This is a genomic window from Gemmatimonadota bacterium, from assembly GCA_026706345.1.
In the GTDB taxonomy this organism is placed as follows: Bacteria; JAAXHH01; JAAXHH01; order JAAXHH01; family JAAXHH01; genus JAAXHH01.
Genome location: JAPOYX010000164.1, coordinates 37,196 through 52,066 on the forward strand (window position 1 = coordinate 37,196; position 14,871 = coordinate 52,066).

The 14,871-nt window shown below is 63.2% G+C and carries 10 protein-coding genes; 4 read left to right on the top strand and 6 right to left on the bottom strand.

Annotated features, from left to right (window positions below; genetic code table 11):
• Positions 1–4: 4 nt before the first annotated feature.
• The 6 genes from OXG98_10795 to OXG98_10820 form a co-directional block, all read right to left on the bottom strand.
• Complete coding sequence (locus OXG98_10795) at positions 5–2,356, bottom strand: TonB-dependent receptor (protein ID MCY3772491.1); 2,352 nt, start codon at positions 2,354–2,356, stop codon at positions 5–7.
• Positions 2,357–2,438: 82 nt separating this feature from the next.
• Entirely contained in the window at positions 2,439–3,086 is a 648-nt protein-coding gene (locus OXG98_10800; GenBank protein ID MCY3772492.1) for a type 1 periplasmic binding fold superfamily protein, read from the bottom strand.
• Positions 3,087–3,499: 413 nt separating this feature from the next.
• The gene (locus tag OXG98_10805; GenBank protein MCY3772493.1) at positions 3,500–3,769 is read right to left on the bottom strand and encodes a hypothetical protein; all 270 of its coding nucleotides are present in this window, start codon (positions 3,767–3,769) and stop codon (positions 3,500–3,502) included.
• 211 nt (positions 3,770–3,980) lie between these two features.
• Positions 3,981–6,329 carry a TonB-dependent receptor gene (locus OXG98_10810; protein ID MCY3772494.1) on the bottom strand — a complete coding sequence of 783 codons (2,349 nt, stop codon included), beginning with the start codon at positions 6,327–6,329 and terminating at the stop codon, positions 3,981–3,983.
• A 56-nt stretch (positions 6,330–6,385) separates the two neighbouring features.
• Complete coding sequence (locus tag OXG98_10815) at positions 6,386–7,021, bottom strand: type 1 periplasmic binding fold superfamily protein (GenBank protein MCY3772495.1); 636 nt, start codon at positions 7,019–7,021, stop codon at positions 6,386–6,388.
• Positions 7,022–7,353: 332 nt separating this feature from the next.
• Positions 7,354–7,623: a hypothetical protein gene (locus OXG98_10820; GenBank protein ID MCY3772496.1), complete on the bottom strand. Its 270-nt coding sequence runs from the start codon at positions 7,621–7,623 to the stop codon at positions 7,354–7,356.
• Positions 7,624–7,885: 262 nt separating this feature from the next.
• On the opposite strand from OXG98_10820, the gene OXG98_10825 reads away from it, so the two are divergent.
• The 4 genes from OXG98_10825 to OXG98_10840 all read left to right on the top strand — a co-directional run bounded on the left by OXG98_10825 (position 7,886) and on the right by OXG98_10840 (position 14,545).
• Positions 7,886–8,638, top strand: a complete 753-nt coding sequence (locus tag OXG98_10825; protein MCY3772497.1) for an ABC transporter ATP-binding protein — start codon at positions 7,886–7,888, stop codon at positions 8,636–8,638.
• Complete coding sequence (locus OXG98_10830; protein MCY3772498.1) at positions 8,635–11,385, top strand: Gldg family protein; 2,751 nt, start codon at positions 8,635–8,637, stop codon at positions 11,383–11,385. Before OXG98_10825 ends, OXG98_10830 begins: the two co-directional genes overlap by 4 nt.
• 2 nt (positions 11,386–11,387) lie before the next feature.
• Complete coding sequence (locus OXG98_10835; protein MCY3772499.1) at positions 11,388–12,749, top strand: DUF4340 domain-containing protein; 1,362 nt, start codon at positions 11,388–11,390, stop codon at positions 12,747–12,749.
• Between the two features lie 125 nt (positions 12,750–12,874).
• Complete coding sequence (locus OXG98_10840) at positions 12,875–14,545, top strand: thiamine pyrophosphate-binding protein (protein MCY3772500.1); 1,671 nt, start codon at positions 12,875–12,877, stop codon at positions 14,543–14,545.
• The last annotated feature ends 326 nt before the right edge of the window (positions 14,546–14,871 follow it).

The following is a 14,871-nucleotide window of genomic DNA, read 5'->3' on the forward strand; positions in this document are numbered from 1 at the left end:
CTTTCTATTCCTCCATGGGCTGCCCGAATGGAACGGACAGGCTGAACGTAACATTCCGACCCGGATTATCGGTAAAATAGCGGAACCGGCTCAGGTAGTCCCGGTATCGCTTGTTGAACAGATTGTGTACACCGAATTGCATGCGTACGAGCTGGTCGGCCACGGCTAACTCCCCATGCAGGTTTACGTCGAAGAGGTTGTAACCGGCCGGCGGATCCGCATAGTCGATGCCTTCGGGAAAATCCTCCTGCCGCAGGACGAAGCGGCCTTCGAACCCTATCCCGGCTTCCAGCAGGCGCCCGGCGGCGGGCAGGCGGAAATTCAGACCGGCTATCAACCGGGTGGGTGGCATCTGGTACAGAGGTTCGTTTTCCGCCGTGTTTCGTCCGCGGACGAGGGAGGCGGACAGATATGCACCCATGTACCGCGTCGTGTCGTACTCCAAGTATCCGTCGAATCCCTGAATCACCGCGTCGGACTGAACATAGTTGAATTTGGGGAACGCGCCCCGAATTGTCAACACGAGATCGCCTGCCGGCAGCAGCGAGATGAAGTTTCGGTAGCTCGATCGAAAAAAACCCAGTTCGCCGCGACCCCGATCCCCCCGGTACCGCAGGGTGAGATCCGTGTTCAGGTTCGATTCCGTATCCAGTTCCTTGTCTCCGATCTCGAACTGCGCCGTACCGTGATGAACGCCATGGCTGTACAGCTCGTTCACCCCGGGCGGCCGCCAGGCCCGGCCTACGTTGGCGGCGACGGCCAGGGCCGGGGTCATCTCGTGGATCAAGCCGAGAACCCCCGTCATGTTGCGGTAGGTGTAAATACCCCCCTCGACGATCTCGGTAGCGCGCCGGCCTGCGTTCGAGTAGATCTCCGTCCAGCGATAGTCGTATCGCAAACCTGTTTCTATCGTGGTCTTGCCTTTCGTCCACGATTCCAAGGCAAACACGCCTAAACTGTAGGCCTGGAAGTCGGGAATGAGGAACCCCGTGCTGAACCGCGCGTTTCGTTGACGCATGCCGCTGACGCCGACCTTTCCGTACCAGTTTCCAAAGTTGCGGTGGTGGAAGATCACTTCGCCGCTGTGCGTCTGCAATCCCAGGTCGAATCCGGGTCTTGTCGGCGTACGGCCGCCCCGGGCGTGGGCGTCCCACTCCTCCCGCCGGTTGTACTGCTGACCGTACCGCAGCTCGAGATTGCCCAAGCGCTCGAAACGTACCGTGGATCGTACGGACAGAAGATCGTGGTCCACCCGCTGGCGCGGATTGCCGATTTCGTAGGTGAAAGAACCCGCGATTCCCGGCTCGCCCCGCTCGATGGCCCGTCTCAGGTCAGTAGTGTTGCCGATGTGGGCGCCTTTGTAAATCCCCAACCAGGTACCGAAATGACTGAAATAGGCCTCCGTGTCAACCCGGTCCGTCGTAAGGCCCAGCGCCACCGAATAGTTCCGTTCGTCGAATCCGGAATTCCGTATGACGTGCAACGGCGCCCGGGCGTCGCCCGCGCGGCGCAGACTCCCCTGCACCCGCCACTTGAGTCCTACGGAGCGGCGGAGCGCGCCCTGCACGAGGAGGGAAGCCGCCCCCTGCCTGTTATTGGAAAAGAGATTCGTGTTGAATCGGCCGCCCATACCTGGATCCACGGGCAGTTCCGGCGGTTCGATGCGGATTACGCCCCCGATGGCGCCGGCGCCGTACTGCACGCTGGCGGCGCCCTTGAGCACCTCGATGCGGGCAGGGGCAAAGGGGTCGATCTCCGGCGCGTGGTCACCGCCCCACTGCTGCCCCTCCTGGGTAACACCGGCATTGAGTATCAGCACCCGTGCGCTGTGGACTCCACGCACCACGGGCTTCGAAATGGCTGGTCCCGTGGTGAGGGAGGTTACGCCCGGCAGGGACTCCAGCGTTTCGCCCAGCGTCTGTCCCCGGCGTTCTTCCAGGGCGGAAGAGGGCAGGACGAGGATGGACTGGCTGGACCCGGTGAGTTCGCCCGCAAGGTCCCGGTCGCCGGTGACGGTGACCTCTTCGCCGATAAGGGCCTCCGGCTCCATGGTTACTTCAAGCACGGGGAACCTGTTTTCGGTGACAAGTATCTCGCTTCGGATCGTCCTGTAGCCGACAAATCGGAATTCGATCGCATGTTTGCCCTGCGGAACGCTTTCCAGGCGGAAAACGCCCCTTTCGTCTGTAAACGCACCGATCTCGAGTGCGGGCAGGACGACGGTCACCGCCGGCATCGGCTCGCCGGCCTCGTTCAACACCTTGCCGCTCACCGTGGCAGCCCGCGCTTCTGACGGTAGTAAGAGGCAGGACACGGCTGTCGCCAGGATGGCGCACAGTACTTTCATTGCTTTCATTTGGAAACTCTCCAAGCCCGCGATTACAGGGAATAGGCCGCGGCCGTGTCCGGTCTACGAATAGGCCGCGGCCGTGTCCATACTACGTCCGCACTTCGACTTCGAAGGTCACTTCGATGTCCGTCTCGTCGCTCGGGGTCACGCCGTCCTTGGGTGCGTCATCGTAGTGACTCTGAACGATCCGGAACTGACCGTTCCGCGCGTTAGCCGGAACAGTAAGCGTGAATCTGACTCCGACGGGATGATCTACGCCCGAATTCGTCACGTAATCGGATTCCTTGTCCGCATAGGCAACGGTGGCTGGTGCAAACCCCCCAAGGGTATGAAAGAACAACTGGTGGGCCTCGGCTTCCTCCTTCACCTCCTCGGTGATGTCCTCCGGCGGGCTTTCCGTCTCGTTCAACTCCTGTATCACGCCGTCGTAAACCGTACCCGCGTTTACGACGATCTTGCCCACGACCGGCGCGTTTCCGCCTTCGCCGTCCAGATCCTGGAACTGCGCGGTGACCGGCGCTCCCCCGCCCTGGGGCGTAAGCGTGATTCTGAGCGTCGTGATGAGCTCTACTTCACCGGGACCATGGTCATGATCATGATCGTCCTCTTCATGTTCTTCCGGATCGTCGGGACCCATCGGATTAGAGTCATTATCGTCGGCGCAGGAAAACGTCAGCGCGGCGGTGAACACCGCGGCGGCCATGACGGACAGTATGTTCCAGCGATACTTCAACATTTTGGCTTCTCTTCCTTGGCTGTGCTGCGTGAAGTAAAGTGATCTGATTTTTAAATAAGAGGGATCAGGTACAGCGATCCGCGGATCGGTTCCGGTCCGGACAACCCTGACAGGTAACCGCGGGTCCTGTTACTGATTTCGGTGCTGACTGACGCAGGCGAACTCCGAGCCGTTGACTGGGACCAGCCCCGACCATCTGTGTGGATTCGTCCGGGCCGTATCGATACGGCCGGCGATTCGAACGGTCTGAACGGTCTGACCGATCTGAATGGTCAGATCGGTCAGAACAGTCTCAACAGTCAGATCGGTCAGAACAGTCTGGACATATAATCAGGGATGTCCGGAAGGGGACACGGCCGCTCCTGAAGGACTCAGGCAATCGGCCGGAGACCCGGAGCATGCAGGCTGTCGGGTCAGGGAAGAGGCGGCGCACGGTTTCGGTGCTGCTCGACCTGAATTCGAGGGTAACCGGGTTGCGATGCAGCGGCCACGGGGCCGACAAAATCGTAGTCCGGGAGGGTAGGAGATGACTTCTCAAGCACCGCGGAGGACGCGGTGGCGAAAAGGCAGATCTGGCAGTGGTCCACATGTCCGGCGTCGGTCTCCAACTCATCGCAGTCGTGCGGGGGACTGGTGAAAAACACGGCAAATGCGATGACGCAGGAAAGCGTGAGGAGTTTCATGGAAGACCCGTCACCATGTGGCTTGATCTGTCAAAGAAATGGAACAGTCCGACTGAATTCCAGTTACGTGAACATGAACGGTGAGCGCTGGTTCGTCAAGTGGTTCCTTCTCTGCCGCCGAAGGGCACCGCGCTGTGCATATTACGGTCGCCTCACGCTAGAAACAGGCCGCAGTCCGTGCGCGCGGGCAAGCTTGATACCCGTGCGTCTTCTATTCCTCCATGGACATCCCGAAAGGCAGGGACATGCCGAAAGTAACGTTGCGGCCCGGATTGTCAATGAAGTACCTGAAACGGCTCAGATAATCCCGGTACCGCTGGTTGAACAGGTTGCGAATGCCGAATTGCACGCGCACGGGCTGGTCGGCCACGGCGATTTCAGCGTGCAGGTCCAGGTCGAAGAGCTCGTAGCCGGCCGGTGGATCCGCGTAGTCGATGCCTTCGGGGAAGTTGTTCTGCCGCATGACGAAGCGGCCTTCGAACCCGATGCCGGCGTCAAGGAGCCGTCCACCGGTGGGCAGGTGGAAACTCAGGCCGGCGATGAACCTGGTGGACGGCATCTGGTACAGGGGCTGATTCTCCACGGTGTTTCGTCCCCGGACGAACGAGGCGGACAGATGGGTATCAATGTGCGGCGTCAGTTCGTACTCCAGGTACCCGTCGAAGCCCTGGATCACCGCGTCGGACTGGACATAGATGAATTTGGGGAACGCCCCGCGTATCGTCAAGACCAGATCGTCCGCCGGCAGCAGCGAAATGTAGTTGCTGTAATGGGAACGGAAGAGCCCCAGTTCGCCGCGGCCCCTGTCTCCCTGGTAGCGCAGGGTGAGATCCGTGTTCAGACTCGACTCCGTTTGCAGTTCTTTGTCCCCGATTTCGAACTGCGCCGTGCCGTGGTGGACGCCGTGGCTGTACAACTCGTTCACCCCCGGCGGCCGCCAGGCCCGGCCGACATTGGCTGCGACGGCCGTATTCGGGGTCAATTCGTAGATGAGGCCAAGCACACCGGTCATGTTACGGTAGGTGAATATGCCCCCCTCGACGATCTCGGTGGCGCGGCGGCCCGTGTTCGAGTAGATCTCCATCCACCGGTAGTCGTAACGCAGGCCCGTCTCCACCGTCGTCTTTCCCTTCGTCCAGGATTCCAGGGCGAACACGCCGGCACTGTAGGCCAGGAAATCGGGAATGAGAAATCCGGTACTGAAGCGCTTGTTCTCCTGGCGCATGCCACTGATACCGAATTTCCCGTACCAGTTGCCGAGGTTGCCGTGCTGGAAGATCGCGTCGCCGCTGTGGGTCTGCAGTCCCTGGGAGAACCCGGGCCTCGCCACCCCGCCGCTTCTGGCGTGTGAGTCCCACTCCTCCCGCCGGTTGTACTGCTGTCCGTACCTGAGTTCGAGATTGCCCTTCCCCTCGAATCGTACAAGAGATCGAACGGACAGGAGATCGTGGTCCACCCGCTGGCGCGGATTGTCGATTTCGTAGGTGAAAGAGCCTACGATGGTCGGTTCGCCCCGCTCGATGGTCCTTCTCAGGTCCGTTGTGTTGCCGATGTGGGCTCCTTTGAAGATCCCGATCCAGGTGCCGAAATGGCTGAAATAGGCCTCCGTGTCCACGCGGTCCGTCGTATAGCCCAGTGCCACCGAGTAGTCCCGCTCGTCGAACCCGGAATTCCGTATGACGTGGACCGGCGCTTGGGCGTCACCGGCCCGCCGCAGGCTGCTCTGCACCCGCCACTTGAGTCCCCCCGGTCGCCGCAGGGCACCCTGCAGGAGGAGGGAACCCGCGCCCTGTCTGTTGTTTGAGAACAGGTTGGTATTGATCCGGCCGCCCAGGCCCGGTCTCGTGGGCAGTTCCGGCGGTTCGATGCGGATTACGCCCCCGATGGCGCCGGCGCCGTACTGCACGCTGGCGGCGCCCTTGAGCACCTCGATACGGGCCGGGGAAAAGGGATCGATCTCAGGGGCGTGGTCTCCGCCCCACTGCTGGCCCTCCTGTGTAATGCCGGCATTGAGTACCAGGACCCGGGCGCTGTGGACGCCTCGCAGCACCGGCTTCGAAACGGCGGGACCCGTGGTCAGGGTGGATACGCCCGGCAGGGATTCCAGCGTCTCGCCCACCGTCTGGCCCCGGCGTTCTTCCAGGTCGGACAGGGGCAGAACAAGGACGGACTGACTGGACCCGGTGAGTTCGCCCGCCAGGTCCCGGTCACCCGTGACGGTTACCTCGTCACCGATCAGGGTCTCCGGTTCCATGGCTACTTCGAGCACGGTCGGTCTGTTTTCGGTGACGACTATCTCGCTTCGGACCGTTCGGTAGCCGACGAAGCGGAATTCGAACGTGTGTGCGCCTGCCGGCACGTTCTCCAGGCGAAATTCGCCTTTTTCGTCCGTGAACGCTCCGATCTCGAGCGCCGGCATCATGACGGTCACCGCCGGTAAGGGTTCGCCTGATTCGTTCAGCACCTTGCCGCGCACCGCGACGGTCTGCGCTTCGACTTGAAGAACGAGACCGGACAAGGCTATCGCCAGGACGGCGCACAGGATTTTCGTTGCGTTCATAGGTAATCCCAGGACGCGCGTTTCCTAAGAATAGGTCACGACCGTGTTAGTACCTGCTAGCGCACCTCCACTTGGAAGGTCACATCGATATCCGTCTCGTCGCTCTGGGTCACCCCGTCCTTGGGCCCTTCATCATAGTGACTCAGAATGACCCGAAGCTGGCCGTCCTGCGCGTTAGCGGGGACAGAAAGCATGAATGCGACTCCGACGGGATGATCGGCGCCCGAGTTCGTCGTATAATCGGATTCCTTGTCCGCATAGGTAACGGTGGCCGGCGAAAAACCCCCGAGGGTTCGATAGAAGAACTGGTGGGCCTCGGCTTCCTCCTCCACCTCCTCGGTGATGTTCTCCGCCGGGCTTTCCAACTCGTTCAACACCTGTACCGCGCCGTCGTAATCCGTACCCGCGTTTACGACCAGCGTGCCCACAACCGGAGCATTACCGCCTTCGCCGTCCAGGTCCTGGAACTGCACAGTAACCGGCGCTCCTCCGCCACTGGGCGTAAGCGTGATCCTGAGCGTCGTGATGAGTTCTTCTTCACCCGGTCCATGGTCGTCCTCTTCATGTTCTTCCGGTTCGGTAGGACCGGTCGGACTGGATTCTTCGTCGTCGGCGCAGGCGAACGTGAGCGCGGCGGTGACGAATACCGCGACGGTAAGGACGGACAGTACGTTCCAGCGATGCTTGAACATGTCGGGCTTCTCCTCTTTGCTGTGCTGCGTGAAGTAAAATGAACTGCTTTTACATAAACGGCACCAGGTACCGCGATCCGGCGCCGGTCCGGATAACCCTGACAGAAAACTACAGGTTCTGTTGCCGATTTCGGTGCCGACCGATGCGGGTGAACCCCGAGCCGGCGATTGGAACCGGCCCTCGACCCCTGCGTGCAATCATCCGGGCGGTATCGATACGGCCGGCGATTCGAGCGGTCTGGACTTACCAATCTGGACGTCTGGAAGGGTCACGGGCCGCGCCGATAGGATTCGGGCGATCGGCCGGAGGCCTGAGCCTGCAGGCTGTCGGGTCAGGGAAGGGGCGGCGCGCGGTTTCGGTGTTGCGCGTCCTGAAGCCGGGGGTATCCGGGTTCCGGTTCGCCGGCCACGGGGCAGACAAACTCGTAGTCCGGGAGGGTAGAAGAGGACTTTTCAAGTACCGCGAAGGACGCGGCGGCAATAAGGCAGCCCTGGCAGTGGTCCACATGAGCGGCGCTGGTCTCCAGCGCGGCGCAGTCATGCGGGTCACTGGCGAAAAGCAAGGCGAAAACAAGGACGGATGTGAAGGTAAGCAGTCTCATGCCGGACTCGTCACGTGGTGGCTGGACCAATCCTGAAGATCGCGAACGAATTCGAAGCTTCAACAGTAGTTTTCAGTTGCTTAAATCTGTGCAATTTCAGCCGATTTGTCAAGTGATTTCGCGGCTTCGCCGAATACGGTCTTGACACGGACCCGACCCCTTGTTATTATTCCGCGCCGCGAAATAAAGCAACGCCAAAAACACGCGGACATCTGCAATTTTGGCTTGAAAAGGAGCGAGAACAGGGGTGTCCGAAAAACCCATGATCGAGACGAATGGGCTTTGTAAGTACTACGGTTCGTTCGTCGCCGTGCAAGACATCACCTTTACCATTCCCGAAGGCCAGATCGTGGCGTTCCTGGGGCCCAACGGCGCCGGCAAGTCCACCACGATGAAGATGCTGAGCGGCTATCTCGGCGCGAGCGCGGGCAGCGCGGCAGTCGCCGGGCTCGACGTGAGGCGCGAACGCCTGGCCATGTCGAGACACCTGGGATACCTGCCCGAAAACGGCCCGCTGTACCAGAACATGACGCCGCTCGAACTCCTCCGGTTCTTCGGCGAGGCCCGCGGACTCGATCCGCTCCGGCTGGCCAGCCGCCTGGACTACGTCACCGACCGGTGCAACCTGCACGAGGCCCTCGAAAAACCCATCGACAAGCTGTCCCGTGGCAACAAGCAGCGGGTAGGCCTCGCACAGGCCCTGCTCCACGACCCCGACGTGCTCATCATGGACGAGCCGACCGCCGGGCTCGATCCCAACCAGATCCGGGATTTCCGACAGGACATCCGGCTGCTTGGCCAGACCAAGACGATCCTCCTTTCCACCCACATCCTCCAGGAAGTGGACGTCATCGCCGACCGCGTGCTCCTGATCAACGAGGGCAGGCTGGTCTACGACGGCACACCCGCCGGCCTGGGCCGCGACGGATCGCTCGAAGCCGCCTTCTACGCCCTGACCGCAGACGGCGGGGAGGCGGAGGATGAGACGACGAAGGGCGGGGAGGCGAGCGAATGAACGTCGGTGCTTTCAGCTGTCTCAACACCGGGGTGGTGGCGGCCATCGTCCGCCGCGACATGCGCCTGGCCTTCAGCAATCCCACGGGATATGTCTTCGTAACGCTCTTCATATTCCTCAGCGCGGCCGCTGCCTTCTGGCAGGTCCCGTTCTTCCTGAACAACCTGGCAAACCTCGACCAGTTGAACGCCGTGTTCCCTTACCTCTTGCTCTTTTTCATCCCGGCGCTGACCATGGGGGTCTGGGCCGAGGAAGCCCGGCAGGGAACGGATGAACTGCTGCTGACGCTCCCGGCGACGGACCTGGAAGTCGTCCTGGGCAAGTATCTCGCGGTGGTGGGCGTCTACACGGCGTCGCTCGTGCTGTCCCTGAGTCACGTGCTGGTGCTGATGTTTCTCGGCAGTCCCGACCTCGGGCTCATGGCCGGCAACTACTTCGGCTACTGGCTTGCCGGCGCCGCCCTCATCGCCGTCGGCATGCTGGCGTCCCTGCTCACCGCGCACGTGACCATCGCCTTCATCCTGGGCGCGCTGTTCTGCGCCGCCTTCGTGCTCATCGGTCCCATCGCGGGCGGGATCAGCGACGGGCTGCGGGATCTGCTGTCGCCCCTGGGTCTCTTCAATGCCTTCGACGACTTCGCGCGCGGCGTCGTCAGTTTCTCCGGCCTGGTCCATTTCGTCTCGGTCGCGGGCCTTATGCTTTACCTCAATGTGGTAGTGATCAGCAGGCGCCACTGGCCCGTGCGGGCCGGCGGGTACAGGATGGGAATCCACCATGGCGCGAGGGCGGCTGCGCTTGTCGCGGCGGTTGTCGGGTTGAACGTCATCCTGGGCCGTGCTGGAATCCGCGTGGACGTGACCGCCGAAGGGCTCCATTCGCTTTCCGACGAGACCGTGCAGATGCTGTCGGCACTGGACCCGGAGCGTCCCGTGTTCATCCAGGCCTTCGTGAGTCCCGAGGTACCGGAGTCCTATCTCCAGACCCGTTCGAACCTGGTGGACGTCCTCAAGGAACTGGACGCCGCGGGAGGCTCCCGCGTCCAGGTGCGCATCGAGGAAACCGAGATGTACTCTCCCGAGGCCCGGGAAGCCCGGGATCGGTTCGGCATCACGCCCCGCGAACTGCCGGACCTGCGGAGCGCCCGGTCCGGATTCGCGAACGTCTTCGCGGGGGTCGCCGTCACCTGCGGTCCGGAAGAACAGGTCATCGGATTCCTGGATACGGGCCTGCCCGTCGAGTACGAACTGGTACGCAGTCTTCGCGTGGTGGCCCGTGCGGACCGCGCGAAATTCGGCATACTTTCCACGGACGTGCGGCTCTTCGGTGGATTCGATTTCAACACCATGCAGAGCCGGCAGCCCTGGGCCATGACCGAGGAACTTCGCAAGCAGTACGACGTGGTGCAGGTCCAGCCCCAGGACGACTATCCGGACGACCTGGACGCGCTCATGGTCGCCCTGCCCAACACGTTGACGCAGGCGGACATGGACCGGCTTTCGGACTACATCGCGGCGGGACATCCCACGCTGCTTCTCCTGGATCCCCTGCCGTCGTTCAACCTGACCCTGTCCCCCTCGGAGCAGAAGGGCGCAGGCGCCAACCCCTTCGCGGGCAACCAGCAGCCGCCCCCTGCGCCGAAGGGCGACATCCAGGGTCTGCTTCGCCGTTTCGGCGTGGAATGGAACTCCGGTCTGATCGTGTGGGACCGCTACAATCCCCACCCCGGCATGGCCCACCTCCCGCCGGAAGTGGTCTTTGCCTCCCCGGGCAACGAGAACCCGGACACCTTCAACCAGGAGGCCGTCAGCACCGCGTCGCTACAGGAACTCGTCTTCATCTTCCCGGGCCGGCTGCAGCCATCGGGGAACGGGGAGTTCACCTTCACGTCCCTGGTGCAGAGCGGCGCGGTCTCGGGACTTACCGCCTACTCCCAGCTCGTTCAGCGCAACTTCTTCGGCGGTTCGCAACTGGTCCTGTCCAACGTCCCGCGGCGGGCAAGCCAGAACGTCTACACGATCGCCGCCCACGTCGCGGGGTTCGCGGGCGCGGGCAGTTCGGCAGACGCGAGCTTTTCTTCGGATGCGCGCGAGGGCGAACCCGAGACGAATAGCGCGGCAGGCGCCGGGGAAGCCGCACCCGTGAACCTGACCGTCGTGGCCGACGTGGATTTCGCGTCGCAGCAGTTCTTCGATATCCGCCGCGTAGGCGCCGGGGGGTTCAATTTCGACAACGTCACCTTTTTCCTGAACATAATGGACGTACTGGTGGGCGACGAATCCTTCATCGCGCTGCGCAGCAAGCGGGTCCGGTACCGGACGCTTGAAACCGTCGAACAGCAGACTCTGGCCTACACCCTGCAACGGGCGGAGGACGAGGACGAAGCCGAACAGGAGGCACAGGCGGCCCTGGACCAGGCCCGCCGCCGGCTCACGGCCCGCGTGGACGAGGTCCGGCAGCGGACCGACCTGGACGAGCAGACCCGCCGGATCATGGTCCGGAACCTGGAGGAAGTGGAGAACCGGCGGTTCGAGACGCTGAAGACCAACATCGAGGCCGAAAAGGAAGCCAGAATCCAGGACGGCAAGGAAATGATGGAAGGTCAGATCCGCCTGATTCAGAACACCATCAAGAACCTCGCCGCCCTGCTTCCACCCGTGCCGGTCTTCCTCCTGGGCGTATTTATCTTCCTCCGGCGCAGGCGCCGGGAGAACGATGCGGCCGCCGCCGCGCGAAGGCTGAGGAACTGACCATGGAAGAGACCCGAAAGACGCTGGTCTTCGTCGGCGTTGCGGCGCTGGTGACCGTCGCGGCCTATTTCGCGGCGCCGGCCGATCCGACGCTGGAGGCCTTCTCCGACCGGGGCGAGGTCTTCTTTCCCGAGTTCACCGATCCCAACGAAGCGGCCTCGCTGGAGGTCATCGATTTCGACGAGATCACCGGGAGCGTCGCCGCGTTCAACGTGGTGTTCAAAGGTACGCGCTGGCGCATTCCTTCCCATCACAACTACCCGGCCGATGATCGGGACCGCCTGGCCCGTACCGCCGCGGGACTCATCGAGGTCCGCAAGGACGACGTGGTCGCCGAGGTTGCCGCGGATCACGAGGCCCTGGGCGTGGTGGACCCGCTCGACGAAGCTGTCGCCTCCCTGGCCGGACGGGGCAAGCGCGTCACGGTCAAGGACGGGAACGACAACCTGCTCGCCGACCTCATCGTCGGCAAAAGCGTACCCGGACGGGAGGGCAGGTACCGCTACCTCCGGGTGCCGGGACAGAAACGGACCTACGCGGCGCGCTTCGACGTGGACGTGTCGTCCCGTTTCGGCGACTGGATAGAGAAGGACCTCCTGGAAGTGGACCAGAATCGGATCGAGCAGGTCATCCTGAAGGACTACTCCATAGACGAACGCACCCGGGTCCTGAACCAGCGCGACACGATCATCCTGACGCGGGGCGACCCCGACTGGACGGCCAACCGCATGCGAAGCGGGGAGAAAGTCGACGGGGCGAAGATGGAAGACCTGCTCAAGGCCCTGGATGAACTGACCATCGTGGGGGTCCGTCCCAAGCCGGCCGGCCTTTCCAGGAGTCTGGAGGACAACGAGGGCATCAACATAACCCGCGGCGACCTGGCCTCCCTGCAGGAGAAAGGCTACTTCTTCACCCGGGACGGCCAGCTGGTTTCCAACGAAGGGGAGACGCAGGTCCGCACGGCGGACGGGGTCGTATACACGCTACGCTTCGGTGAGATCGTGTACGGGGCCGGAGACGCGGTTACCGCCGGTTCGGGCGGCGCCGGGGTCGGAGGTTCAGACGAACCTGGAGAAAATCGGTACCTGTTCATCACGACCGGATTCAACGCGGGCATGTTCCCGGAACCGCCCAGGCCCGGCGACCTGGCTTTCCAGGGCCGGGCGGACTCGCTCTGGACCGACGCCGACCGGACCAATGCCGATCTGCAGGAAAAACATGAAGCCTGGCAAAGCAACGTGGATACCGGGCGGCGGACCTCCGCGGACCTGAACGCCCGCTTCGCACGGTGGTACTACGTGATCTCCGCGGACAGCTTTGACCGGATCCATCTCAGGCGCGGAGACCTGGTCGCCACCGAGTGAGCGCTTCACCCGGCACTATCGCGCCGCGTGCGAAGAGATTGCGCCGCGCGTGGCGATAACAGCGTATCCCATACCCGCCACGATACGTACACGCGGTTCGAAGAACCCCTACCAGGGATGACCGATTGAACCAGGATCAGACCTGCGCGGCGGTCATCGCGCGCACCCTGCACGACTCCGGCGTCCGCGTCGCCTTTGGCCATCCAGGCGGCGAAGTGCTGGAACTGATCGACGCACTCGAACGCGCGGGCATCCGGTTCGTCCTGACCGGCCACGAATCCACGGCGGCGTTCATGGCCGCGGCCGCCGGACGACTGACCGGGATTCCGGGGGTGTGCGTCGCGACGCTGGGGCCGGGTGCATGCAACCTGGTTCTCGGCGTCGGCACCGCCTTCCTGGACCGCGATCCGATCGTGGCCATCTCCGCGCGGACGTCGACGGAGCGGCACCACCGGAGCAACAAGCAGAACCTTCCCCTGATCGATCTGTTCACGCCCATCACCCGATGGTCTGCCGACCTGGAAGACGCCGCGGTCGAAGACACCGTTAAAAACGCCCTGTCCACCTCCGCCGGTCCGCCGCGGGGTCCGGTATACCTTTCCCTGCCGTCCGACGTGGCGGGGAAGCCGGCCGTCGATGGCGATTCCGGGAATCGGGATGCCGTCCGCGGATCTGTAAATCGAGCCGGCGCCGGGCAGATCCAGCCAGGGTATCCGCCTCTCCCGCCCCCCCCGGGCGAAGCCGATCTCTCCCGCATTCTGTCCGCCCTGAACGAAGCCGAGAGACCCGTTGCCGTGGTCGGCATCGCCATGGACGCGACAAGGGACGCGCCGACCGTGCGGCGCTTCCTGCGGGATACCGGCCTGCCCTATACCACGACCGTTCAGGCGAAGGGGATCGCCGACGAGCGCGGAGCCGGATTCCTGGGCACAATCGCACCGGCCGCCGGCGAAGACCGGATCATCGAATGGCTGGAGCAAAGCGACTGCGTCCTGGGCATCGGATTCGATCCCGTGGAGATCTCCCGGCTCTGGCACTTCGATGCGCCGCTGCACGTGGTCACCAACGCCCCCGTGGGCTTCGGCGCCTGGAGCCCGCCCGCTTCCTGCGTAGGCGAGGTGGCCGGCCTGCTCGGCCGGATCGCGGAGGGTTATACCGGGCGCGGCGCGTGGACGGACGATGACATCCGGTACCTGAGAGCGCGCGTAGACGCGGTCTACCACCCCCCGGCCGCCGAGGGACCGGAGGGCATGTCGCCCTATCACCTGGTCGGCGTCCTGCGGGATGCCCTGCCGGAAGACACCATCGTCTCCTCGGACGTGGGCGCGCACAAGAACGTCATGGGACAACGCTGGCTGGCGCCGGGACCTGATACCTTCCTCATGTCCAACGGCCTCTCTTCCATGGGTTACGGCGTGGGGGCGGCCATGGGCGCCGCGACGGTCTGTCCCGAACGGCCGGTGGTGGCCGTGACGGGCGACGGGGCCTTCGCCATGATGGTGCAGGAACTCGAAACCATCAGGCGGACGGGCATCTCGCCCCTGCTCGTCGTCCTGTACGACGCTTCGCTGGCGGTCATCAAGATCGCCCAGCAGGCCCGGGGGCTGCCCGAGACGGGGGTCGACTTCGCGCCGGTGGACTGGGTGAAGGTCGCCGAAGGATTCGGTGTCGGCGCGGAGGCCGCCGGCAACCTGGCAGAAGTCCGCGACGCCGTCAGGCACTGGGTGCGTCACCGGGAGGCGCGGGTCCTGATCGTCCCCGTGGACGAAGGACTCTATACCGGACTGAAATACTGAGTTCGCGGGATGAGACCCTGCCGGTTCCATCTTTCGAATCCGGTGCCGGGGATCCTCCGCGCAGCCGATAAATCGTTCAATAAATCGGGCAAAATAAACATGGCGGGCACGGGTGTGTTCCGCCATATTGTACCCACCTGAGATGTTCCGGTCCTCGACGGGCCGGAACGCTATCCTGACATCGACCGGACGCAAGGGGAGGATCGGGGACCATGGGAGCCGAATTTACGCTCATACTGGCCGTGGTACTTGGCCTTTACATGGCCTTTTCCATAGGCGCCAACGACGTGGCCAACGCCATGGGAACCTCGGTCGGGTCGAAGGCG